This window comes from Vicinamibacterales bacterium, from assembly GCA_036012125.1.
Taxonomy (GTDB): Bacteria; Acidobacteriota; Vicinamibacteria; order Vicinamibacterales; family UBA823; genus UBA11600.
Genome location: DASCOS010000013.1, coordinates 75,237 through 98,207 on the forward strand (window position 1 = coordinate 75,237; position 22,971 = coordinate 98,207).

Genomic DNA, 22,971 nt, shown 5'->3' on the forward strand with positions numbered 1-22,971 from the left:
GATTATTGTGAGTCGAGGTTGAGAGTAAGTATACGAAAACCAGAGACCGCCTCTTGGATGTCCACTTCCCACTCGCCAAGGTTCACCTGTTGTAGCGACATAACTGCTCCTCGACTTCGGTCAGCCTGATATACCGCAAGCGCCGAGGCCGGCAGGGCTGCGAGTGGTTCTCCGGCATGAAGTAGCCCTGGGTGGGCGCCAAGTAGGCGCACATAGAGCCGGTTATTGCGATAGGTATTGTTTAAGGCTCGGATTAGTTGACTAAGATTTCTGGGTCGGGTCGCACCTATTGTGCGTTGCTGCTCAATCTGGGCCAGGTCCACGCCACTTGCTACAAGAAGGGATGCCGTGGCTGGTGCGTTGGCAGGAATTCTAAGCGGCAGGCTATGGGTTTCTTCTACACCGCGGTTAGTCCGAGTAACAATCCTCAGGGTAGTGTCTAGGGCTGGGCGTACACGAACGGTATCAAGCCAGACCCGTTCAATGGTCGCAGTGCTGGTTTCCTCGGAGGACACAATCTCAAGGCTAAGACTGTTGAGGGAGATTGGACCAAACGTGTTTTGAACAAGGAAAGTGATTGGTGTTAATACAGATGTCGCGGCTGCGAGCGCTGGTGCGATTCCTGAAAACACATCATTAAACGTGAGCGGCGTATGATTTTGAAAAGTCGCGGTACCGGACACGGTAAACGTAGCAGCCCCGGCATCACGCTCGTAGGCTCGTAGTGTGTTGAGAACGGTAACGAAGGTCAAAAGTGGCGTCAGGGCCTGATCGTCAACAATGTTGAAGTGAAGGTTTTGAGTGGGTCGACTACTATCAATAGGCCTAAGAGTAATTTCGATCGGAATTCGTCGAGGCGTTGTGCCGAGTGTTCCCGCAATGCCAGTTAGGCGGTCTTGTTGGAACGTACCTATTGCCTCGCCAACGGACGCAATTTTGCTCGATGACATTAGGCTGGGCAAAAGGGTGTGAACGTGCGCACGGTTCATTAAAAATTCTACGGGGCCAAGATTCTGGAACTGATGGCCGAACGCATATACACGGTCTTCGTCTATCATTGTTACGGTGCCGGTGCCGGCTAATGACAGGTCACCATCGATCAGCGTGACACTAACAGCGTCGCCCGGCCGTAGCGGAGTACTTGCCAAAGAGGTGTTCGCTTCTTGTGAGCCGCCAAGTACTGGTGTCATTCCCGTGCCTTCAAGGGCTGAGCTAAGTAGTCCAGTTACATGAGCGTCAAAGCCACTCATATTTAGCGGCGTCCCAATGGGACGGAGCATGGTGCCTGCATGCCGAACTGAGGAGAGTTGTCCTTGCGCTAGTAATGCGTCTCTAGAATGCAGGGTGTAGCTGGATATTCGATGTAGAGTTCCGCGAAATATTTCCAGCAATCGTTCTGGTGACATCGGCAGGTGAAGAGCCACGGAGTTCATAGGGGCACGGCGTGTTGGGAACGATACGGCGTCAACCATTTCCTTAATTGGGGTTATCCCGGCAATGGCTTCGGTCGTGAAGGAGCCAAGCGCGTAGGAGACTGCGCCAATCAGTTGCCCCTCTATATAAACGGGGCTTCCGCTCATTCCCTGAATAACGCCAGTATCACTTAGAGGTCCACCTGAAAGGCGCGCTAGGATTAAGTTACGCTTTGGTCCATTGATGTTATGCAGAATGCCTAGGATCTGAGCCTCGAATTCCTCGGGCTCGGTGCCTTCAAAGACCGTCATTCCAACGCCGATCATGCCAGCGCGTATCTCTTCTAGGGCCATAACCGTCTGGCCGGAGGCACCTGAGGCGGAGGCGGAGGAAATGAGCAGGATTAGACTGCTGACGATAAAAGTTTTCATAGTGAGAATGGAGGCTTCAGAATTCTGACAACGACCACTTATAGCCAAGGAAATGATTGACAGTCAAGGAGAAAAGGTTAGCTTTTGAAACATAAGAGGCAGTTTACTCGAACAATTTGACAACCTATAATCCCTTTTATATCATTGATTTAGCTCGTTTACTGTAATCGATTTCAAAAAGGGTGTTCGGGTTCTCCGGTGTTCAATGTTAGACTGAGATTTCCAAATATGTCTGACAAAAAGGTTGGTTCTGTCTCCGCGCTTAGCTGGTTCTGGTTTATCTATTTTAGCAGCCTGTCTGAGGAGGCGGCCGTGTAGGGCTAATTGCCACACAGTTACTAATTTAGGAGAACCCCTAAGCCTCTTCAGCCCAATTGGTTGAAGGGGTTTTTTTGTTGGTATTTAGATTTAGATCCAAATTCATATGGCTCAATCCCAAGTATGCGTGACCGTGAGGGCAACCACGACCGATCAGCTGAGACGGCGCCGAGATGCCGCAGTTGAAGCAGACCTTGTTGAGTTACGAGTCGATGGGGTCGAAGACCTGGATGTCTCAGGTGCCCTGAAGGGGCGTTCGAAACCAGCCATTGTGACTTGTCGAACGGTACAGGACGGTGGGAGTTTTGATGGCGGGGAGGAGGCTCGACGGCGCATCATCGCTGAAGCCCTCAAATGTGGGGCCGAATATGTCGATATTGAATGGAATGGATCGCCAGACCCAAGGATTACCAAACATAGGAACCGAATTGTTTTGTCTAGTCACGATTTCTCGGGGCGACCTAGTGATCTCGCTGATCGCTATTTTGCGATGCGGGCAACAGGAGTCGCTGTCGTCAAACTCGCTGTGAAAGCTAAATCGTTAATGGATCTCGTACCGCTGGCTGATTTGGGATGCCGTGCGAGGCGTGACGGTGAGCAAGCCGTCATAATCGGAATGGGAGGACCTGGGGTAGCTTCGCGTATTTTGGCCGATCGTTTCGGTGCATGCTGGAGTTATGCAGGTGATGCTGCTCCAGGGCAAGTGGACCCGGACCGGTTGATTCGGGAATTTAGGTTTCGCGAGTTGTCGGATTCGACCGAAGTGTATGGAGTCTTAGGTAAACCGGTCATACATTCCCTTTCACCGGCAATGCACAATGCTGGATTTAGGGCCATCTCAAAGGATGCAGTCTATCTTCCTTTAGAAGCTGCCGATGTTGATGATTTCTTTGGTTTTGCCGATGCCTTCAAGATCTCTGGCGCAAGCGTTACCGCTCCCTTCAAGGAAGAAGTGCATAGTCGCGTGAGAGAAAGCGATCCGATAGGTAAACGTATCGGCGCGGTTAACACCTTGCAAAGGGTGCAAAACAACTGGAGGGCCATGAATTGTGATGTGGATGGATTTCTTGAGCCACTCTTATCTCGTTTCACGATTGATGGATGGCGGGCCACGGTCGTCGGTGCGGGAGGAGCAGCAAAGGCGGCAAGCGTAGGACTGGTTGAGTCTGGGGTCCTAACGAAGATTTGCGCACGGCGACAAGATAAGGCCGAGGAGGCTGCGAGGGTAAGTGGAGCAACGGTAGGCGGTTTTCCCGTCGAACCAAATTCCTGGGATCTTCTTGTGAATGCTACGCCTGTTGGCATGACTCCTCAAGTTAACGAGTCGCCTTTGCCGGCTTCCTCGCTGGATGGTCGGTTGGTTTATGACCTTGTGTATAACCCCAGTCGCACGTTGCTCCTAAAGGAAGCTACGAAACGGGGTTGTAGAACACTTGGGGGGTTGGAGATGCTCGTCGCGCAGGCGAAACGGCAATTCGAGTGGTGGACAGGAGTCCAGGCACCGAATTCAGTCTTTGAGACCGCTGTAAAAAATGGCTTAGCCTCGATCGCGGAGTGAATGACATGAAGCAGACCTCATTTGATGAATTCAGATCTCTGGCTACGAAAGGTAATTTCGTTCCAGTTTATAAGGAAATTCTAGCCGACCTGCTGACGCCAGTTTCCGCCTTCTTAAAGGTCGCGGAGCATTCGGACTATTCATTTCTTTTGGAGAGCGTAGAGGGTGGTGAACAGGTTGGACGCTATTCGTTTCTTGGCAAGGATCCGTTTTTGGTGCTCCGAGGTCGTGCCGGTGGTTCCACTGTTGAAAAGGCTGGAGTTATTAGTGAGTCTGACCAGTCTTTCATTGAAGCCTTAAGAGCGGTGATGAAGGAGTATCACTCGCCTGTCGTCGACGACCTTCCCCGTTTCACTGGTGGAGCGGTTGGCTATCTTGGCTACGATTCAGCGCGCTGGTTTGAGCCGAAGCTTGCTAGGTCACGGTTGGATGGGCCAGGGCCTGACACGGGAGCAGCAGATGATGCGGTGTTCATGCTTTTCGATACGGTGCTGGCTTTCGATCACGTAAAACATCGGATTTTGATTATCGCGAATGCTCGGGTTGTAACTGAGGAGCCATTGGAATCGTTGTATCAATTTGCTTGTGCGAAGATTAGATTCCTTGAGATAGAGTTGGAGCGCAGCCTTTCTCGTCCTCAATCACAGAGTGTAAAACCAAATATTGTCACTTCAAATATCTCTCAGGAAAGTTTTGAGGATGCGGTCTTGCGTGCTAAGGCATACATATCTGACGGGGACATTTTTCAGGTCGTCCTGTCTCAGCGATTTGAAACCAAGCTAGATGTGGATGCCTTTTCGGTTTATCGATCACTTCGCCATGTTAACCCTTCACCCTATATGTACTTCATTCGCTTGGGAGAAACGGCAATTGCTGGTTCATCCCCAGAGATGCTTGTTCGAGTCGAGGGTGACAGGGTGGAGACTCATCCAATCGCTGGAACGCGGCCTCGTGGTGGGTGTGAAGAGGAGGATGAACGCCTTGCCTACGAGCTAAAACACGATGAAAAGGAGCGAGCTGAACACGTCATGCTTGTCGACTTAGGACGCAATGACATCGGAAAGGTTTGTGAGTACGGCACGGTATTGGTTTCGCAGTTCATGCAAGTAGAACGCTATTCCCATGTAATGCATCTTTGCTCGAAAGTAGAGGGAAAGCTGAATGAGGAGGTCGACAGTCTCGATGCACTGGTTGCTTGCTTTCCTGCGGGCACTGTTTCTGGTGCACCAAAAATTCGCGCGATGGAGATCATCGCACAGCTGGAGCCAACTCGGCGGGGTATTTACGCCGGGGCAATAGGCTACCTTGATTTTGCAGGCAATTTGGATTGTTGCATTGGAATACGAACCGTCACGATTCATGGGAATTCCGCTGTGGTGCAAGCGGGGGCAGGCATCGTTGCCGATTCTGAACCCTCCTCGGAATATGAGGAAACCCGGGCGAAGGCTCGTGCGATGCTACGGGCCATTGAAATGGCGGAAGGTGCGGAGTAGGTATGGTCTTGGTTCTAGATAACTATGATTCGTTTACCTACAACCTCGTGCAGTACTTGGGTGAACTAGGTGCTCGACCCGTGGTGCGAAGGAATGATGAGCTGACGGTGGAACAGGTTGAAGCTATGAAGCCAAGCCGAATTGTCATTTCGCCAGGACCGGGGAGGCCCGAGCACGCAGGGATTTCGGTTGAGCTCATTAGGCGTCTTTCCCCTCAGATACCGGTACTGGGTGTGTGCCTTGGTCATCAAGCGATTGGGGTAGCCTTTGGCGCTCGGGTGACACAGAGTCCGAAGATTAAGCACGGAAAATGTTCGAGCATCGATCACGATGGTCAAGGGGTCTTCAAGGGACTTGGTGAAGCGTTTGTAGCGACCCGGTATCACTCCTTGATGGTGACGAGAGATGGCCTTCCGGGGGAGCTGAAGGTTGGTGCGTGGGCAACAGACGACAATGCCATCATGGGACTCAGGCATGAACACTTGCCAGCCCATGGAGTACAGTTTCATCCCGAGTCGATTTTGACCGAAGTAGGTAGTCGTCTAATACAAACCTTCTTGGAGATGTAATGTTCTCAAGAGTATTGAATAAGCTTTTGAAGCATCATGACTTGTCGGAGGAAGAAGCAGCTGAAGCAATGGCAGAGATTATGGCTGGAAATGCTGCGGCCTCGCAAATTGGTGCGCTATTGATTGGTCTTGCGATAAAAGGAGAACGACCGAATGAGATAGTTGGCTTGGCCCGAACCATGCGTGCGAATGCAGTTCAGCTGACTAAGCCACGGTCTAACGTGTTCGACACCTGCGGGACCGGAGGAGACCAATCAAACACCTTTAACGTGTCATCGGTTGCGGCACTTGTTATCGCTGGCTGCGAGGTAACCGTAGCCAAACACGGCAACCGCTCGGTATCTAGTCGATGTGGCAGTGCGGATTTGTTTGAAGCCTTAGGGGTGAACGTGGCCGCATCACCCTTACAAGTTGAGCGCTGTCTAGATGGCGCAGGAATTGCTTTTTTCTTCGCTCCGACGTTCCATCCGTCTATGAAACACGCAGGCCCGACACGAAAGGATCTTGGAGTCCGCACAGCATTTAATCTATTGGGTCCACTTACGAATCCAGCTGGTGCGACTCGTCAGTTAGTTGGTGTTCCTCGGCCAGAGCATACCGAACTAGTCGCGAGGGCGTTTGCGTTACTTGGTTCAGAACACGCTTGGGTGGTGCACGGGGCTGATGGTCTGGATGAAATTTCCACTACCGGTTATACGAAGGTCTCTGAGTGTCGCAATGGCGTGGTTAATACATTTTACGTGCATCCGGCAGAGCATGGTATTTCACGTGCGGATATGGCCGAGTTAAAGGGGGGGAGCGCTGATGACAATGCTGCGATCGCTCTTTCAGTGCTAAAGGGTGCGAAGGGGGCGCCGCGTGATGTCGTCGTGCTGAATGCCGGAGCGGCACTACTTGTTGCTGGGCGGGTCAAGAACCTTCGAGATGGGGTTACGCGGGCAAGTGAATCTCTTGACTCAGGTTTGGCAAGTCGAAAATTGAAAATGATGGTTGAGTTTTCCCATCAATCTGTTGAGGGGTAGTTCGGATGATTAGCCAGGGTGACCGGTTCAGAGAAGGTGTTAAAGCTACGGCAGATCTTTTGGACACCGTCGTTGCGGCCACGCGTGTAGCGATCTCGGAACGGCGATTAAGGATACCGGAACGAATATTGGAAGAGGAAGCCTTGAATCGGACACCAAACGGGATCGGATTTCAGGTTGCAATATCAAAACCAGGTGAACTTAATGTTATTGCGGAATGCAAGCATCGATCCCCTTTAAAAGGAGTGCTTCGTAAAGACTACGATGCTCCTAGTTTAGCTAAAGACTATGAGCGAGGCGGTGCAGCGGCCATTTCCGTGTTAACTGAACCATCCTTTTTTGATGGGTGCTTGGATCATCTTCGGTTAGTACGAGAGGCCGTGACACTGCCGCTTCTCCGTAAAGATTTCGTGATTACTGACTATCAGCTATTGGAGGCGCACGCGGCCGGAGCTGACGCGGTGTTGCTGATAGTTGCAGCTTTAGATCCCCAAACTCTTGGACAGTTAATCTCGAGGGCTAATGACGCATCTTTGGCTGTGATTGTTGAAGTGCATGACGAAGAGGAATTAGGGATAGCAGTCGACGTTGGTGCACGGATTATCGGTGTCAATAATAGGAACTTAAGGACCCTTGAAGTGGTCGTGGAGACGAGCGAAAGGTTGGTCGGGAAGATACCAAAGGACGTGATTGCGATAGCCGAGAGTGGTCTAAAAACAAACCAGGAACTCCTGACGCTGAATGCTAAGGGATTTCACGGTTTCCTAATTGGAGAGACGCTCGCTTTGTCCCCGAATCCAGGAAAAACATTGGAGACGATGCGTGCCCAGTGAAACTGGTCCTGTTCGAGTTAAGGTGTGCGGTATCACCAATGTCAATGATGGTGTTCGCGCAGCAAGTCTTGGGGCTTCGGCTTTAGGGTTTGTCTTTTGGCCGCACAGTCCTAGATACGTCTCTCCTGACCGTGCGGCATCAGTGGTTGAAGCGACAGGGCCGATGACCTCTGCCGTTGGAGTGTTTGTCGATGAGAAGGTGGTTCGAATTAATGAGACTGTAGCTGCTGCCAAACTCGATGTGGTGCAATTACATGGAGATGAGTCCAACGAAATGTTGAGGACTCTTAGGGTCAGAACCATTCGAGCGGTAGCGTTGGGTGCGTTGGCGCCAGAAGTGCCAATCGACCTGATACCGCCTAATGTAACGGTTTTACTGGATGCCCATGACCCGCTTAGGCGGGGCGGAAGCGGTCAACAGGTTGATTGGACCGAAGCTGCGCGATGGGCTCGAGAGCGGCGGGTGATATTGTCCGGGGGCTTAAGACCAGACAATGTGACTGCTGCGATAGAGAGGGTTCGGCCTTATGGCGTTGACGTTTCTTCAGGTGTCGAGGCAGAGCCTGGTCGCAAGGATGCGAGAAAACTGGAAGCTTTTTTTAAGGCCGTGGCGGCTGCACAGGTATAGGTAGTATTGATGGCTGATCAATCTTTAATCTCAGTACCCGTGTTCGGCGAGAGTGACCCTGATGATCGCGGTTACTACGGTCGTTTTGGTGGCAGATATGTTCCTGAAACCCTTGTTGCCCCTCTTGAGGATTTAGAGTTTGCGTATCGTGAGGCAAGGTCCGACCAGGACTTCGTGCGGGAAGTGCAGCGACTATTAATCGACTATGTAGGCCGCCCAACCCCAATGGCAGCAGCCGAACGTTTAAGCGCTTCAATTGGTGGGGGGTTAATAATTTTGAAGCGCGAAGACCTCGCGCATACTGGGGCTCACAAGATTAACAACGCACTTGGTCAAGCTCTGCTTGCTGTTCGTATGGGTAAACGGCGCGTGGTCGCAGAGACTGGGGCAGGGCAGCATGGAGTGGCGACAGCGACAGCGTGTGCCCTGCTGGGCCTAGAGTGCACCGTGTATATGGGCAGTGAGGACATGTCTCGCCAAGCTCTAAATGTTGTTCGGATGGAGTTGCTCGGAGCAACTGTGTGCAAGGTGGACGCTGGCAGCCGAACGTTGAAAGATGCAATCAGTGAAGCTATGCGCGATTGGGTCAGCAACGTTAATGATACTTACTACCTGCTGGGGTCAGTGCTTGGACCACATCCGTATCCTTTGATGGTGCGCGAACTTCAGTCTGTGATAGGCAGTGAATCTCGTGTGCAGTTTATGCGGATGTATGAAGCGCTTCCCGATGTTGTCGTAGCCTGCGTTGGTGGTGGAAGCAATGCAATCGGCATGTTTGACGGCTTCGTAAAGGACCAGAACGTGCGCTTGGTTGGCGTTGAGGCTGGTGGCGTAGGCATGGTTGAAGGAGGTCATGCTGCTCGGTTCGCTGCTGGCACAGTAGGCGTGCTTCAGGGCACGCGAAGTTTCATACTTCAGAATGTTTACGGCAATATTGACCTAACACATTCGATTGCCCCAGGGCTTGATTATGCTGCGGTCGGGCCAGAGCATTCCTATCTTCGGGATATGGGAAGGGCAGAGTACACCCATGTTAGTGATGAGCAGGCCTTAGGTGCCTTTCAAGAATTGAGCAGACTTGAAGGCATCATGCCAGCTTTGGAATCGGCACATGCGGTGGCACACGCGATTGAGTTATCACGTAGCCTGAAGCCGTCTCAGCGGATCCTTGTCAATCTTTCTGGGCGTGGGGACAAGGATGTAAACAGTGTTGCTGCGAGGCTGAACTCGGCTAATGAGCCAAGGACTGGGTAGTAGGCGCCTAATGAACCATGTCTATTATTAGCAAAACCTTCGTACGCTTACGAAAGAAAGGACAAACTGGACTGGTGACCTTCGTGACTGCCGGCGACCCAAGTCTTGAGAGGAGCGAGTCGATCCTCTTGGCGCTCGATGATGCTGGATCTGATGTCTTGGAAGTCGGCGTTCCCTTTTCGGATCCGTTGACCGACGGGCCGGTCATTCAGAGGGCGTCAGAGAGAGCGCTACGCTCAGATACAACCCTGGCTAGCACCTTGGGCATGGTGGGTCGTGTACGTCCGAAGCTAAAAGCTCCTGTAGTTATTTTCAGTTACTTTAATTTGATACATGCTTTAGGCGTTAAGGAATTTGCATCCAGGGCTTCTAATTCTGGCGTCGACGGTGTTCTTGCTCTAGATCTCCCGATTGAAGAGGCTGGTGAATTTCGAACCACCATGCTGGAAGCGGGGATTGATACGATCTTCTTGTTAAGTCCCACAACGACGGAAGAACGGATTTCTAAGGCAGCAGAACTTGGCCAAGGTTTCCTATATGGGATTTCACGATTAGGGGTAACGGGAGTTCGTGATCAAATAGCTGATGGGGCAGAGAGTATGACTAAGCGTATCCGAGCCTTGACGAACATGCCGTTAGCACTTGGCTTTGGCGTATCAACGCCTGAGCATGTGACTACGATTGGGCGTATCGCCGATGCTGCAGTGGTTGGAAGTGGGCTTGTTTCCGTAATCGAGAATACGGCGGAAGAGTCCTTGATCGAGGTTAAGGTTGCTGAGTACACCAGATGGCTCAAGTCGGGCCAGTTGGCAGGCTGATCGATGTCATGAATGAGAAGACAGAGGCAGAGTTGGCCGCTCTCAGGGATCGGATTGACGAGCTCGACCGTATGTTGGTCGAGATTTTGAGTGAGCGGGCTTATTGCGCCCTGGAAATTGGAAAGATTAAGCGGTCAAGCGGACTGGATGTTTTCCAACCTGAGAGGGAAGCCGCTGTTCTTCAACATGCGAACTCTATCAATGAAGGTCCTTTTGATAGTGAAGCGCTGGAAAGATTGTTTAAGCGAATCATTGACGAGACACGAGGGCTTGAAGGTAATGGCAAGCCAATCGATTCTGAGAAAGGTACGGGGAGTCAATAATGATGATTGTTATGCAGGAGCAGGCTACAGAGGATCAGATCGAGGAGGTGACGCAATCCCTTGCGAAATTAGGATTCGACGTTCATCGATCAACGGGTGCCTTGCGGACTGTGCTTGGAGCCATTGGTGGCAATCGTACCTTTGATCAACGTTTAGTTGAAGTAATGGATGGTGTCTCTGAAGTGCATCGAATCACAGAGCCTTACAAGCTTGCGAGTAGAACGTTTAAACCCGAGCGGACCGTGGTCCAAATTGGTGATTTACGCATCGGAGGCGATGAAGTTGTTGTGATGGCTGGACCTTGTTCGGCTGAAACCGAGGAGCAGGTTGAAGAAACAGCGGCTGCCGTAAAGAAGGCTGGAGCAAGTGTGTTGCGGGGCGGGGCATTTAAACCGCGGAGTTCGCCGTATAGCTTTCAGGGGCTAGGTGAAGATGGGTTGAAGATGTTACGTGGGGCGGCTGATGATCAGGAAATGAAACTGGTGTCAGAAGTTATGGATGTTAGTCAGATTGAGCTGGTGGGTAAGTACTCTGACATTCTCCAGGTCGGCGCAAGGAACATGCAGAACTTTTCCTTATTGCGAGAATTAGGTCGGACAAAGAAGCCTGTTTTATTGAAGCGAGGCATTTCCGCCACGATCGAGGAGTGGCTTCTGTCTGCCGAATACATATTAGCTGGTGGAAATCCAGACGTCATCTTGTGTGAAAGGGGTATTCGAACATTTGAAAGTTACACGCGTAACACGCTGGATATCTCAGCTATTCCGGTTGTGCACAAGCTGAGCCATCTTCCAATCGTGGCCGATCCAAGTCACGGGATTGGTATTCGAGACAAGGTAGCGCCAATGGCGAGAGCATCGGTTGCGGCTGGGGCTGACGCTTTGATTATTGAGGTTCATTGCAATCCTGATCAAGCAATGAGCGATGGCGCGCAATCGTTGTATCCCGATCAATTCGATCGATTAATGGGGGAATTGAGGATTATTGCGCCGGCTATTGGCCGCAGCATCTGTCGTGAGCCGATTCACGGCAAAGCCTTGCTTCGATAGGCCCATCAAAATCTCAGGATGACGGAAAGAAAATCTCTGCCAGTGCTTCCAGACGGTGGTGTTGGTAAAGAGTGTGTGTTTGAGAGGATTGGGATTTTCGGTCTTGGATTGATCGGAGGATCGATCGCCTTGGCCGCGAGGGAGAACTGGTCGAGTGGCTTGGTCATTGGCGTGGACGACAAAAGCGTGCTGGAGCAGGCGATGCAACTGCACGCCATCGATGTTGCAGCATCCGAACCAGAGATCCTTGGCGAAGCGGACCTCGTTATATTAGCAGCGCCCATCGGGCAAAATCTTAAGCTGTTGGAAGTGGTGTCGCAGTATGTATCAGGGCATGCTGTTATCACGGATGTCGGTGGTACAAAACGAACGATCGTTGAGGCAGCTCGCAGACTACCTGCGCGGTTTGAGTTTGTAGGAGGCAACCCTCTTGCTGGAGCCCCAAGACAGGGAATTAGGAACGCCAGGTCGGATCTATTTAAAGGCCGACCGTGGATTCTGACTTCTGAAGAATCCGGTGAAGGTGGGGCTCTTGGTAAACTCGGTCAATTTGTTGAGGGGCTAGGGGCTAATCCGCTGGTTATGGATACCGAAGACCACGATAGATTGGTAGCGACACTAAGTCATCTTCCGCAGTTGACCGCTAGCGCGTTAATGCACGTGCTCGGAACTCGACTGGGCCAAGAGCACCTGGCCTTATCAGGGCGGAGTGTGCTTGACGCGACGAAGTTGGCCTCAAGCTCCTTTGATTTGTGGCGAGATATATGCACTACGAATGCAGACGAGATAGAGAGCGCCCTTGACGACCTCATTGCAGTGCTTAAAACGTTACGCCGTGATTTGGAGACCGGCGATCAACTTGTCAAGATCTTCTTATCAGCGAACCAATGGCGAGAGGTTCTCCGTTCTTCTGCGGAGCGGGCAGGCCGATAAATGGTTCGGGAAACAGAAGGCGACGGCATGGTTATCGCACGTGAGGCATTTGATGCGATACTGCAGCATGCAGAAGCTGAAAGTCCGTGTGAGTGTTGCGGTTTATTGCTAGGTAGGAGCGGGAAGATCGAGTCGGCTTTCCCGGCTCGGAATGATAGCCAAGATCCTTCACGGTATAAGGTAAATCCTAAAGATCATTTTTCGGCGATCCACTCCGCACGAGCGCTGGGTAACCAGGTGGTTGGTGTTTATCATTCACATCTTCATTCTAGGGCTACGCCCTCGGCCACTGACCTCGCTAAGGCGAACTACCCAGACTATCTGTACGTGATTGTATCCCTGCGCTCGGATCCATTTACTGATGACGAGGCCGGTATCATGGGCGGCTTTTTGATACGAGATGGTTCTGCGACTAGCGTAGATTTACGAGTTGAGTAATTCTCCTGGTAGACGCGATCTCATTCGAAGTGATGCTGGGGACAAGGAAGTGTTTTGGTGCTACGTCTTATGATTAGGGGATGTTCACGATGATAGATCAGTCGACCATGATCGCCTCTGCGGGTCCAATTTCTGATTTAGAGGTGGACTTACTTGTGCTGCCAACCTGGGCAGGTGACGATCTGTCAGATTTTCCTGGCCTTATTGAGGCTTCCGGCGGCGCTCTTCAGAGTGCCAGACTGAGAGGGGAGTGGAGTGGCAAAGCATACACATCGTGCCTTGTAGACCTCAACCTTTCAGAATGGCGGGCCAGTCGGCTCTTACTGATTGGAGCTGGCGACGGTGTAATTTCGACTGGACAGGTTCGCCGACTGGCAACAACTGCAACACTGACTGGGCGTAGTCGGCGGGTGTCGAGCTTGGCTTTTTGCCTTCGCGGGCAGTTGGAGAAAGCAGAGGCTGGCCAGGCTGCTGCTGAAGGTCTAACGCTGGGGGAGTTCGATGTCGGCACCTACAAAACGGAAGGCGATAAACATACGCTTCAGGAATTTATTGTTAACTCTAGTCGGGGGATAGATGGCGAATTGGAGAGTGCGGTTAAGCGTGGCCGCCTTTTGGGCGAGTGCAGCAACGAAGCTAGGGCATTAGCAAATGAGCCTGGGAATTCCTTAACGCCAACTATTTTTTCGGAACGAGCACATTCTTTGGCTGAGGGGACGAACCTCGGGGTCGAGGTGCTTGGTCCAACGGAGATGGAGGAACTTGGGTTAGGCATGCTATTGGGGGTGGCACGGGGCAGCGCAGAATCCCCGAAATTGATTGTTATGCATCATAGACCGAAGGGTGCCCCCAAGGCTCCAGTTCTAGGTCTAGTTGGAAAGGGTATTACGTTCGATAGTGGAGGAATATCGCTCAAGCCTGCAGAATCGATGGAGCGAATGAAGGATGATATGGCCGGGGGCGCTGCGGTATTGTGTGCAATGCGTGCAATCGATCAACTGAATGTCCCCATTCATGTTATTGGGATAGTTCCGGCTACAGAAAATCTCCCGGGGGGACGCGCAATTAAGCCCGGTGACGTTCTACAGAGCGCTGCTGGGAAAACGGTTGAGATTATCAACACCGATGCTGAGGGCCGGTTAGTACTAGGTGACGCACTATGGTACGCAAAACGTTGCGGTGCAACACATTTGGTGGATGTTGCGACTCTGACAGGGGGTTGCATTGTGGCCCTTGGGACGATTACGTCGGGCCTATTTGGCACACCTGGTGTGTGGGTTGATGCCGTAAAGCGGGCCGCCGAGGTTGCGGGCGATCAAGTTTGGGAGCTTCCCGTTTTTGATGAATACAAACAGCAAATTGATAGTGAGATTGCTGATGTAAAGAATGCGGCTGGTCGAGAGGCATCAGCCATCACGGCGGCTATGTTCCTCAAAGTGTTTGCCGGCGATACTCCTTGGGCTCATCTGGATATTGCAGGCACGGCCTGGATCGACGAGGCTCGACCATATCAAGCGAAAGGGCCTTCGGGTGTGGCAGTAAGGACTTTGGTTGAGTTGGCTTGTGCCAGTGAGACTTGGGCCACAGGCTAGTTTGTGGAGGCCGATTGAGACTGCTTATGTGGATTCAGCCTACAACTCCAATAATTGTGAGGGTTCCAGAGGCTCCAACTCCACAGACCTCGGCTGCGGACGTTCTCTTGCAAGCTATCGGGCTGACCGGCGCCTTCGTTCTGGCTGCCTTAGTAGCCGGACTCGTGATCGGTAGCGTGCTCTTTTGGCTGCGAAAGTATAGCTTCAATCTTTCGAAGCCAAGCATGCAGCGTTTAGATCTCTAGTTAATCTTCGGGGTTAAGGGCGAACTGCCACCTGCACGTTCTTAAGAGTGTCCCGGTAATCTTGGACGGCGTCGAACAGTGCTTGGGCGATCTGCTCCCGGTAAGCGTCCTGCTTAAGCAGTCTTGCCTCTTCGGGGTTACTAAGGAAAGAGATTTCCGCAAGAACACTGGGCATGTGGGCGCCGATAAGAACAACGAAGGGTGCCTGTTTTACTCCGAGATTACGCAGTTTAGGGTTGAGTGCTCGTAAGTTCTGTTCGAGGGCACCTTGAACCATTTCAGCGAATTCTCGCGATTCGTCAAGCTTGGCGTTGAGAGCAATGGTCTGCACGAGGTCTTGGAGCCGTGCCATGGTGCTGACCGAAGAGGCATTTTCCCTTGCTGCCAACGCTTCAGCTTCATGATTGAGCGCGAAGTTTAGCACGTAGGTTTCGATGCCCCTTGCTTCAGGATTCGTACTCGCATTGGCATGGATTGAGAGAAATAGATCGGCACTGTGCTGATTGGCGATTGCGGTCCGGTCCTGAAGAGAGACGAATCTATTAGTGTCTCGGGTGAGAACGACCTCGGTTGACCCCTGGACTGCCAGCAGAGTCTTAAGCCTAAGAGCTATGTCAAGGACAAGATCGGCCTCGGTCATGTCGGTACTCCGAGTTCCTGGGTCATGACCGCCATGGCCTGGGTCTATGACCACCCGATTGACCCCTAGGCCGAGTTGCCGGGAAAGAGAAAAGTCTCCATTGGCGTTTACAGCGGGCGTGAGAGGTTCAGAGCGTTTGCTTGCTATGGCTGCAGGAATTGGCGCTTCAGGACCGCGAATGGTATCAACTACTATTCGATAAGGATTATAAAGAGTGAAGACGCTGTAATCTTCAACATTGTTTAGGTCTAGGACGACGCGAGTTGTTTCGTTAGGGTGTCGACCGAGTCGAATTTTCCTCACGACGTCATCACTAAAAGACAGCGTTGTATCCATTAAGTGGTTCGAGGCCCGAGTGCGAACTAAATCGAAAAAGACGCGGTCTGGATTTGCCAGGCGCTCGTCACGGAAGGTCACTTCTGAATTCAGCGAGATTGTTACGCGGACACCACGATCGAGCAGGGTGCGCTCGATTCCCGTTAAAAGGGTTGGATTGAGACGGGCGTCCGCCAAGGAAGCAAATTTATCAAGTGGTTCGTCGATGATGGCTTGATAATTACTCCTCGGGTATTCATTCCGGAGCATACGTAGAAGCCGCTCGCCTTCTTCACGGTCGGCAGGTTCCGCAAAATGTTCAAATGCCAGAAGGGCGAGCCAAGAGGCTTGCCAGAGCGAATTATCACTGTAAGAACTGCGGGGATATTCCCGAACGATTTCTTTATAACGTTGAATCAGGATGTGCAGTTCCTCGAGGCTTGGAGGTTGAGGGCGAATGGAACTTCGAAGAACCTGTTCACGGTTAATTGCGATTTGCCAGAGTTTGAAAGCAGGATCAGTAGGCGATGCCACTGTTGTCGAGGCAAAAATGAGTGCAGCTGCCAGAGCAAGGCATGTAATGAACGATTTAGATGGTGTCGCGGGTAACGTCATTTAGTGCTCAAATATAGGACAGATTAACAAGCCTTCTCACCGACACTATCTGAGCTGGGAATCAACCTCTTCAAAGTAGTCCTTGCCGACCAAAACGTCTCGAGCCTTGCCTCCACCGCCTGATGAAACCAGCCCCTCGGCTTCCATCATGTCAATCAACCTAGCGGCTCGACTAAAACCGACACGAAGTTTTCTTTGCAGATACGAAATAGACGCCTGACCCGTTGAAACGACGATTCGTGCAGCTTGATCGTACAGGTCATCGCGCTCAAACTGGGGCCCCTCGGGTTTTTCCTCTGATGTAATTTGATCGTTATAAACAGGGGAGGCTTGTTTTCGAAGAAAGCTCGCCACCCGAGCGTTCTCTTGCTCGGAAATGTAGGGACCGTGAAGACGAATCACTCTGGATGAGGCTGGAGGGAGGTATAGCATGTCACCGGCTCCAAGTAATTGCTCCGCCCCATTGGTGTCTAGGATCGTGCGTGAGTCGGTTTTCGAAGAGACGCGAAATGAAATTCGTGCTGGAAGATTTGCCTTAATCAGCCCGGTAATCACATCTACGGATGGGCGCTGGGTTGCCAAAATCAAATGGATGCCGACTGCGCGGGCCATCTGCGCCAGGCGGGCAATTGACTCTTCCACTTCGTTGCTGGCCACCATCATCAGGTCTGCCAGTTCATCGATTACTACTACGATATAAGGAAGCTCCTCTAGCGGTTCTTCGGAATCAGCATTCTCCCGATCCTTCGGGGTTAGCTCGGACGCGGTCTGTCTGACATTACGATTATATTGGTCAATATTTCGAACCCCGTGCGCTGCCAACAGCTTGTACCGTTCCTCCATTTCATGAACGGCCCATCGCAGTGCATTGGATGCCAGCTTCGGATCAACGACGACTGGCGTCAAAAGGTGTGGGATGCCTTCGTACATGCCGAGTTCAAGGCGCTTTGGATCGATCATGATCATGCGGACTTCGCTCGGTGTTGCACGGTAGAGAATGCTGGTAATCATGGAGTTGATAGCTACCGATTTGCCAGCCCCGGTTGAGCCTGCTATCAGCAGGTGAGGCATTGAGGCGAGATCGGTAATGAACGGTTTTCCGTGAATTGTTTTACCGAGCGTGAGACTAAGTTTTGATTTGGAACTCTGATAAATTTCTGACTCAAGCAGCTCTCTTAAAGAAATGATCTCTCGTGTCTGATTTGGGATCTGAATTCCAACAGTCGCCTTCCCAGGAATCCGATCTATGAGTACCGATTCTGCTTGCATTGCAAGGCAGAGGTCCTCAGAGAGGCTGGTGATCTTGCTGTATTTCACACCAGCGTCGGGCTTAAATTCATAAGTGGTCACGACTGGTCCGGGATGAATTTGAACCACTTCACCCTCGACGTTAAATTCACGACACTTGTCCCCCAACAGCGAGGCTCGCTCCATGAGCTCCCGCTCATCAATCTTGTGTTCATTCTGGGAGGCGTCAAGGAGGGCCGCCGGTGGATGCGAGTACTCTCCGTTGCGCGGTTCCACATTTCTTGGTGGAGGTTTTAAGACTACGTGGCCCTCAGGCTCAGTTGGGGGGCGTTGAATTTGTGGCGCAGAAGGCTCCTCAAAATCAACATCCCTATCCTCTTCAACGGACTTGGACTTCTTGACCTTCTTTTTTTGTGGTTCCGGTGACAGTTCGTCCGCTCTGGGGTCGATGTCGCCTAGTAGAGACTCTTCCTGCTTGGAAACTACGGTTCGACGCTTCTGAGCGCGTTGTTCCCTGGCCACTCTTTCAGCGATGTGCAGTCGAAAGGACTGAAGGCCGGCGATAACGAGATTCGATAGTCTTGAAAAAGCACGGCCGAATGAAAACTGTGTTGAGAGAATAACTGCCAAGAAAATCAGGGTAAGGATAAATATAATCGAGCCGGTCTTGTTAAGTCCCTGCACCAGGGCTTGGGCCAGCCAGCCACCCGCTAAGCCTCCAGGCTGGATCGCAGTAGTTGAAAAGTCAGTTGGTCCGCTACCAAGGCTGAGAAGGGAGGCTATGCAGAGAATAAAGAGGAAGGCTCCCACGAGCTTCGTATAACCCGCATCGACAGTTTCGCACCAGAAGGAATGCCATCCAATTTTGACCAAAAGGACTGGAATGAGATACGAGGCGTAGCCTAAGGTCTGATACGACATTTCGGCCAGGAAGGCCCCGACCGGTCCAACGAAGTTCTGAATACTTTCAGGGCCGGCTGTCTTAAACCACCAGACGGGATCTGCAGCATCGTAACTGGTAAGGGCGATGAGCAAAATCAGGGCTCCTGCAAAGGAAGCCACGCCTAGGAATTCGTTCATCCGTAGGGAAACCCAAGAGGTAGCCATCAGATCTCCGCACTGGTGCGATCGCAGTTGAATTCACCAAAATCGCCATTTTTTCTAGTTAACATCGACATTTCTCCCGTTTTTCTGCGCCCAGCTACCGCTAAACCCCTCATACGATATATCGGCAGAATGCAGCAGGGTCTGACCAATTAATAAGCCTCACTTCCAATGGTCTGGTGGGGCCTGAAATGTAAACCTGACGGGGCGGCCCGGGTCCCGCTCCCCCTTTGGCAGGGTGACCTAGAAATCGCCTCTTCGCTGGATTGCCGTCTATCTGGCACCACAGCTCCCAAATACTCCCAGGGGCGCAGGGATGCCCACTTAGTGTTGGTGAAAAAAGTTAGGCTACTGGTCGGGCCTGCAGGCAGGCTGCTAGGGAAGCGACTATAGCACAATCTAATCTACAAACTTGTTCAGTTCAGAGGCAATCATTGCGAATTCAGCCAGTTGGAGGCCTTCCGGCCGTCTCGTTCCATCAATATTGGTCTTACTAAGGATGCCGCTGATTTCAGCCCGACACTCTCTAACGATGGGTAGCAGGGCATTTGAAAGCATTTTGCGTCGGTGTTGGAACACTTGTCTCACAAGCTTCTCGAAAAGTTCGAAATTTGGAATCTCAAGTTTTGTTGAACGAAAGCGTAGTCTTACTACTGCTGAGCGAACTTTCGGAGGCGGGCGAAACGCGCCCGGGGGCAAGACAAGGCGTCTAGAAATCTGAGCATGAACTGCGGCCATGACGGCCAAGGGGCCGTAGGCCTTGCTACCGGGCTTGGCGATCAGCCGGTCTGCAACTTCAGATTGAAGCAATAAAGTGGCGTCCTCGAAGAGTTGGTTGGAACGTTGGATACTAAAGACCTTAAATAGTAATGGTGAAGAAATATTGAAGGGCAAGTTTCCGACTAGGCGAATAGGCGACTGCGAATATTTTTCCCGAGTTCTGAGAGTTAGTTGCTTGAGATCTGTTTCTAATACGTCCCCTTCAACAATTGTTATCTGTGGATTTTGCTGACGTCGAATATTGTTTGCTAGGTCCCGATCGATCTCTATGGCGACCACGTGGGTAGATCTTGCTGCAAGACTGTAAGTAAGCACTCCTCTGCCTGGTCCGACCTCAACGAAACAATCGGACGACTTTGGTGCGATAGCGGCGATCAATTTTGGTGTCCAGGTATCTTCTAGAAAGTGTTGGCCAAATCGCTTGCGAATCGGTGCGGAGGAATTTGTGCTGGCCCCACGTTTCCTATGCGCCTGCTGCTCCTTATTCATAGGCTGCCTGCGAATGGTAAAGGGGGATAAGCTTCTCCGTTTTTAACGCTGATGTGGCGGTGCAGGTCGTTCAGGATGTCAGTTGAGGGGCGAAAAGGCCAACTTTCCATGTTTTAGTGCACGGGACTTTTGGCTTTTTCAGAAGTTTGTGTCACCGTCTGCTCGCCAAGCGCTCGAATGTGCTCTTGTAGCGTTGTTATCAGGTTGGGCACGAACTGCATGGGTAGCACAATCTTGGCTCGCACGGGTGCCCGCACCACCCGGTCGCTCTTGGCTTCCTCAACGTCCTTTTGGGACAATGGCATCACTTCACAAAATGTAAGTGTCACATCAAAGGGCGTATGGGCAATGGCGCAGAAATTTGCATAGGTTCGTTGATGCGCGCCGGACTCTTCGTCTGGAATTATGGTGAAGTTAATCTCTTGCTTTTGTGGGCTCATTAGTCTTCCTTGCCTGCGTCGCATCTCAGGCCTAGATGCTCCTCAATACGGATTAATACCTTCGCATGATGCCTACCACTACCCCCTGAATTCTTAGATCGGCCGCTCTAATGACAATCGGTTCCATTTTTCTATTTGCTGGTTGGAGGCGAACGCTACCATTCTCTCGAAACAGCATTTTGAGGGTAACCTCCGCGTTGTTAAGTAGGGCAATTACCATCTCGCCGTTTTCGGCTGTCTTGCGGTCCTCCACGACTACATAATCGCCATCTCGAATTTGTTCATCGATCATCGAGTCGCCCCGCACCCGCAGAACGTAAGCACGGTTGTTGCCAATTAGCATTTCGGGGACAGCGATTGATTCGAGTGTGGCAACGGCCTCGATTGGCTCGCCAGCGGCCACGTATCCCATGAGGTCCAATTCCCTTGATTGGGCTCCGTGTTTGGTTGGAACGATTTCGACAGACCGACTCTTGTTCCAGCTTCGGCGAATGAAACCTTTACCTTCAAGGTTGGTTAGGTGTTTGTGAACCGTGGCGAGGGATGACAGTCCGAAACGTTGCCCGATCTCTTCAAGGCTCGGCGCGTATCCCTTTTGCTGAATAAAGTCAGCGAGGTAATTCAGTATCTCCCGCTGTCGTTTGGTTAGCGGTTGCACCTAATCTCCCAACATTTATAGAGGTATGTGATTTGTGCGTCCAAACCTGGGTAATACTCTATGCAAAGAAAAGGCGAATATCAAGCTAGCCACCTTAGCCGGTAACTAGATTTCATCTGGTAGCATCACTCTCGTGAAGCTTTCAGTAAGGCCGCTGGAATCCAGTGGTCGGCGATATGACGTTGTTGGACTCGGACTTAACAGCGTTGATCTTGTGGCAGAGATTACTGGTCCTCTAAACCCGAATACTAAATATCCAACTCGGGGAATTTACCGTAACGCGGGAGGACAGACAGCGACAGCCTTGACGGCGTGTGCAAAGTTGGAGTGGAGAGCCCGGTATATCGGTCATTTTGGGGATGACGAGAATGGCTCCTTTAGTGAATCAACCTTGATTGCCGCAGGAGTCGATGTTTCAGCTTGTCGGACGGTTCCTGACACGACTAATCAGTTCGCATTAATTATTGTTGACCAGCGAAACGGTGACCGAACGATAGTGTGGCAAAGAGACCCGGCCCTGAGAATGCGGCCAGAGGATGTCAGTCCAAAATCGGTGACTTCAGGTCGGGTACTCCTTGTTGATTGCGCTGAGACAGAAGCGGCGACGAGGGCAGCCCGATTTGCTCGTAAAGCAGGAATTCCGACCGTAATTGACGTGGAGAGGATGCGGCCGAATATCGACTCTCTTTTGTCAGAGGTTGATGTGATTATTACCGCGCAGGAGTTTCCGTCGGCCTACACCGGATACCCTGATCTCGGACGGGCAGTGCACCAACTTTACAAACGTTTTAAGGCCAGCCTTGTTGTGGTAACCCTGGGGGATCAGGGGAGTCTCGCTGTGATTGACGGTCGTGAGGTTGCGACTTCTGGCTTAAGAGTTAAGGTGGTTGATACGACGGGCGCGGGTGACGCATTCCGTGGAGGTTTTATCTCTGCCTGGCTGGCGTCTGACGGGAGCGAAGATGTCGCTGAGTTATTGGCGTATGCCAACGTGGTTGCCGCCCTCAATTGCCGTGGTCTAGGGGCACGTGGTGGCCTTCCGACCCGGTCTGACGTTCAGGAGCTTTTAGCCGCAGTGTCGTGAATATCCGACACTGGAGGCCATGCTACACTTTCGAACGAAGTCGCTGGCGTGAGGACTTTAATGATGCAGAGTGTTTTCCGAGTGGCGACCGTCCTGTTTCTTATGGCCTTTGCAATCTCGATCAAGGGGTCTGTTTTGTCTCATGCGATTCAGGATAGAGACGAGGACTTAACGGCGTCGATGGTGGCCAAGATTGCTTCCGTCGCGGCCTACGGCTTGGCCCCTCAGGAAGAATCGGGTACTCGGAGAACACGAGTTTCGGACGCTGAGCTAAATGCATTTCTGAATTCGTCAGTAGTAGTTTTGCCGGAAGCATTGGCTCGACCTCGATTCACTTTTATAGGTGAGGGCGCGTTGTTGGCTGAAGCGGTCGTGGACCTTGATAGGGTTGGCGAGCGGCCGACTGCGGGTCCTTTTGACCCGCTCAGTCTTTTGTCCGGCCAGCTTCCAGTGAAGGCTGTCGCAGTGATTGATTCAGCGGATGGCCTTGCGAGAGTTAATATTGACTATGTTGAGATTGGGGGCATTCGTATTCCTCACGGGCTGGCTAGAGAATTGATTGCTGGGTACACAGAGTCAGCAGTTCGACCCGAGGGCGTTGATGTTGATTTGGAGTATTCTCTGCCTCATCGTATTTTGGCAATACAAGTTCGTCCAGGCGATGCCGTTATCATTCAGTAA

General features: G+C 51.7%; 22 protein-coding genes. 16 read left to right on the forward strand and 6 right to left on the reverse strand.

The annotated features are described in order from the left end of the window. Positions 1 to 2: 2 nt before the first annotated feature. Complete coding sequence (locus tag QGH09_05550) at positions 3 to 1,844, reverse strand: SpoIVB peptidase S55 domain-containing protein (GenBank protein ID HJO17644.1); 1,842 nt, start codon at positions 1,842 to 1,844, stop codon at positions 3 to 5. A gap of 445 nt (positions 1,845 to 2,289) precedes the next feature. On the opposite strand from QGH09_05550, the gene QGH09_05555 reads away from it, so the two are divergent. The 14 genes from QGH09_05555 to QGH09_05620 all read left to right on the forward strand — a co-directional run bounded on the left by QGH09_05555 (position 2,290) and on the right by QGH09_05620 (position 14,917). Then, positions 2,290 to 3,720 (forward strand): type I 3-dehydroquinate dehydratase, encoded by a 1,431-nt coding sequence (locus QGH09_05555; protein HJO17645.1) that lies wholly within the window; start codon positions 2,290 to 2,292, stop codon positions 3,718 to 3,720. A 5-nt stretch (positions 3,721 to 3,725) separates the two neighbouring features. Further along, positions 3,726 to 5,213 carry an anthranilate synthase component I gene (gene trpE, locus QGH09_05560; GenBank protein HJO17646.1) on the forward strand — a complete coding sequence of 496 codons (1,488 nt, stop codon included), beginning with the start codon at positions 3,726 to 3,728 and terminating at the stop codon, positions 5,211 to 5,213. 2 nt (positions 5,214 to 5,215) lie between these two features. After that, positions 5,216 to 5,782 carry an aminodeoxychorismate/anthranilate synthase component II gene (locus QGH09_05565; GenBank protein ID HJO17647.1) on the forward strand — a complete coding sequence of 189 codons (567 nt, stop codon included), beginning with the start codon at positions 5,216 to 5,218 and terminating at the stop codon, positions 5,780 to 5,782. After that, positions 5,782 to 6,804, forward strand: a complete 1,023-nt coding sequence (gene trpD, locus QGH09_05570; protein ID HJO17648.1) for an anthranilate phosphoribosyltransferase — start codon at positions 5,782 to 5,784, stop codon at positions 6,802 to 6,804. Before QGH09_05565 ends, trpD begins: the two co-directional genes overlap by 1 nt. Positions 6,805 to 6,809: 5 nt before the next feature. After that, on the forward strand, positions 6,810 to 7,637 hold the full coding sequence (gene trpC, locus QGH09_05575; GenBank protein HJO17649.1) for an indole-3-glycerol phosphate synthase TrpC: 828 nt from the start codon (positions 6,810 to 6,812) through the stop codon (positions 7,635 to 7,637). Next, on the forward strand, positions 7,627 to 8,265 hold the full coding sequence (locus QGH09_05580) for a phosphoribosylanthranilate isomerase (GenBank protein HJO17650.1): 639 nt from the start codon (positions 7,627 to 7,629) through the stop codon (positions 8,263 to 8,265). Before trpC ends, QGH09_05580 begins: the two co-directional genes overlap by 11 nt. Positions 8,266 to 8,274: 9 nt before the next feature. Next, positions 8,275 to 9,519, forward strand: coding sequence for a tryptophan synthase subunit beta (trpB, locus tag QGH09_05585; protein HJO17651.1), 1,245 nt, complete (start codon positions 8,275 to 8,277; stop codon positions 9,517 to 9,519). A gap of 17 nt (positions 9,520 to 9,536) precedes the next feature. Beyond that, positions 9,537 to 10,337, forward strand: a complete 801-nt coding sequence (gene trpA, locus QGH09_05590; GenBank protein HJO17652.1) for a tryptophan synthase subunit alpha — start codon at positions 9,537 to 9,539, stop codon at positions 10,335 to 10,337. Then, positions 10,307 to 10,660, forward strand: coding sequence for a chorismate mutase (gene pheA, locus QGH09_05595; GenBank protein ID HJO17653.1), 354 nt, complete (start codon positions 10,307 to 10,309; stop codon positions 10,658 to 10,660). The genes trpA and pheA overlap by 31 nt, the downstream gene beginning before the upstream one ends. Then, positions 10,660 to 11,709 carry a 3-deoxy-7-phosphoheptulonate synthase gene (gene aroF / locus QGH09_05600; protein HJO17654.1) on the forward strand — a complete coding sequence of 350 codons (1,050 nt, stop codon included), beginning with the start codon at positions 10,660 to 10,662 and terminating at the stop codon, positions 11,707 to 11,709. The genes pheA and aroF overlap by 1 nt, the downstream gene beginning before the upstream one ends. An 18-nt stretch (positions 11,710 to 11,727) precedes the next feature. Further along, on the forward strand, positions 11,728 to 12,642 hold the full coding sequence (locus tag QGH09_05605) for a prephenate dehydrogenase/arogenate dehydrogenase family protein (GenBank protein HJO17655.1): 915 nt from the start codon (positions 11,728 to 11,730) through the stop codon (positions 12,640 to 12,642). Next, positions 12,643 to 13,080: a M67 family metallopeptidase gene (locus tag QGH09_05610; protein HJO17656.1), complete on the forward strand. Its 438-nt coding sequence runs from the start codon at positions 12,643 to 12,645 to the stop codon at positions 13,078 to 13,080. A gap of 80 nt (positions 13,081 to 13,160) precedes the next feature. Beyond that, positions 13,161 to 14,672 carry a leucyl aminopeptidase gene (locus QGH09_05615; GenBank protein HJO17657.1) on the forward strand — a complete coding sequence of 504 codons (1,512 nt, stop codon included), beginning with the start codon at positions 13,161 to 13,163 and terminating at the stop codon, positions 14,670 to 14,672. A 26-nt stretch (positions 14,673 to 14,698) separates the two neighbouring features. Next, positions 14,699 to 14,917, forward strand: coding sequence for a hypothetical protein (locus QGH09_05620; protein ID HJO17658.1), 219 nt, complete (start codon positions 14,699 to 14,701; stop codon positions 14,915 to 14,917). Between the two features lie 13 nt (positions 14,918 to 14,930). On the opposite strand, the gene QGH09_05625 is transcribed toward QGH09_05620, so the two are convergent. The 5 genes from QGH09_05625 to lexA form a co-directional block, all read right to left on the reverse strand. Then, the gene (locus QGH09_05625) at positions 14,931 to 16,487 is read right to left on the reverse strand and encodes an N-acetylmuramoyl-L-alanine amidase (protein HJO17659.1); all 1,557 of its coding nucleotides are present in this window, start codon (positions 16,485 to 16,487) and stop codon (positions 14,931 to 14,933) included. A 45-nt stretch (positions 16,488 to 16,532) separates the two neighbouring features. Next, complete coding sequence (locus QGH09_05630; GenBank protein ID HJO17660.1) at positions 16,533 to 18,842, reverse strand: DNA translocase FtsK; 2,310 nt, start codon at positions 18,840 to 18,842, stop codon at positions 16,533 to 16,535. A gap of 396 nt (positions 18,843 to 19,238) precedes the next feature. After that, entirely contained in the window at positions 19,239 to 20,108 is an 870-nt protein-coding gene (gene rsmA / locus QGH09_05635; GenBank protein HJO17661.1) for a 16S rRNA (adenine(1518)-N(6)/adenine(1519)-N(6))-dimethyltransferase RsmA, read from the reverse strand. 113 nt (positions 20,109 to 20,221) lie between these two features. Then, positions 20,222 to 20,548 (reverse strand): DUF3467 domain-containing protein, encoded by a 327-nt coding sequence (locus tag QGH09_05640; GenBank protein ID HJO17662.1) that lies wholly within the window; start codon positions 20,546 to 20,548, stop codon positions 20,222 to 20,224. A gap of 52 nt (positions 20,549 to 20,600) precedes the next feature. Further along, positions 20,601 to 21,206, reverse strand: coding sequence for a transcriptional repressor LexA (lexA, locus tag QGH09_05645; protein HJO17663.1), 606 nt, complete (start codon positions 21,204 to 21,206; stop codon positions 20,601 to 20,603). A 133-nt stretch (positions 21,207 to 21,339) separates the two neighbouring features. On the opposite strand from lexA, the gene QGH09_05650 reads away from it, so the two are divergent. After that, entirely contained in the window at positions 21,340 to 22,290 is a 951-nt protein-coding gene (locus QGH09_05650) for a carbohydrate kinase family protein (protein HJO17664.1), read from the forward strand. Between the two features lie 60 nt (positions 22,291 to 22,350). Then, the gene (locus tag QGH09_05655; GenBank protein ID HJO17665.1) at positions 22,351 to 22,971 is read left to right on the forward strand and encodes a hypothetical protein; all 621 of its coding nucleotides are present in this window, start codon (positions 22,351 to 22,353) and stop codon (positions 22,969 to 22,971) included.

Excerpts from the sequence above, each read along its gene's own strand:
- QGH09_05550 (HJO17644.1), bottom strand. The coding sequence starts at position 1,844 with ATGAAAACTTTTATCGTCAGCAGTCTAATCCTGCTCATTTCCTCCGCC.
- trpE (HJO17646.1), top strand. The coding sequence starts at position 3,726 with ATGAAGCAGACCTCATTTGATGAATTCAGATCTCTGGCTACGAAAGGT.
- QGH09_05565 (HJO17647.1), top strand. The coding sequence starts at position 5,216 with ATGGTCTTGGTTCTAGATAACTATGATTCGTTTACCTACAACCTCGTG.
- trpD (HJO17648.1), top strand. The coding sequence starts at position 5,782 with ATGTTCTCAAGAGTATTGAATAAGCTTTTGAAGCATCATGACTTGTCG.
- trpC (HJO17649.1), top strand. The coding sequence starts at position 6,810 with ATGATTAGCCAGGGTGACCGGTTCAGAGAAGGTGTTAAAGCTACGGCA.
- trpB (HJO17651.1), top strand. The coding sequence starts at position 8,275 with ATGGCTGATCAATCTTTAATCTCAGTACCCGTGTTCGGCGAGAGTGAC.
- trpA (HJO17652.1), top strand. The coding sequence starts at position 9,537 with ATGTCTATTATTAGCAAAACCTTCGTACGCTTACGAAAGAAAGGACAA.
- pheA (HJO17653.1), top strand. The coding sequence starts at position 10,307 with ATGGCTCAAGTCGGGCCAGTTGGCAGGCTGATCGATGTCATGAATGAG.
- aroF (HJO17654.1), top strand. The coding sequence starts at position 10,660 with ATGATGATTGTTATGCAGGAGCAGGCTACAGAGGATCAGATCGAGGAG.
- QGH09_05605 (HJO17655.1), top strand. The coding sequence starts at position 11,728 with ATGACGGAAAGAAAATCTCTGCCAGTGCTTCCAGACGGTGGTGTTGGT.
- QGH09_05610 (HJO17656.1), top strand. The coding sequence starts at position 12,643 with ATGGTTCGGGAAACAGAAGGCGACGGCATGGTTATCGCACGTGAGGCA.
- QGH09_05615 (HJO17657.1), top strand. The coding sequence starts at position 13,161 with ATGTTCACGATGATAGATCAGTCGACCATGATCGCCTCTGCGGGTCCA.
- QGH09_05620 (HJO17658.1), top strand. The coding sequence starts at position 14,699 with ATGTGGATTCAGCCTACAACTCCAATAATTGTGAGGGTTCCAGAGGCT.
- QGH09_05625 (HJO17659.1), bottom strand. The coding sequence starts at position 16,487 with ATGACGTTACCCGCGACACCATCTAAATCGTTCATTACATGCCTTGCT.
- QGH09_05630 (HJO17660.1), bottom strand. The coding sequence starts at position 18,842 with ATGGCTACCTCTTGGGTTTCCCTACGGATGAACGAATTCCTAGGCGTG.
- rsmA (HJO17661.1), bottom strand. The coding sequence starts at position 20,108 with ATGAATAAGGAGCAGCAGGCGCATAGGAAACGTGGGGCCAGCACAAAT.
- QGH09_05640 (HJO17662.1), bottom strand. The coding sequence starts at position 20,548 with ATGAGCCCACAAAAGCAAGAGATTAACTTCACCATAATTCCAGACGAA.
- QGH09_05655 (HJO17665.1), top strand. The coding sequence starts at position 22,351 with ATGATGCAGAGTGTTTTCCGAGTGGCGACCGTCCTGTTTCTTATGGCC.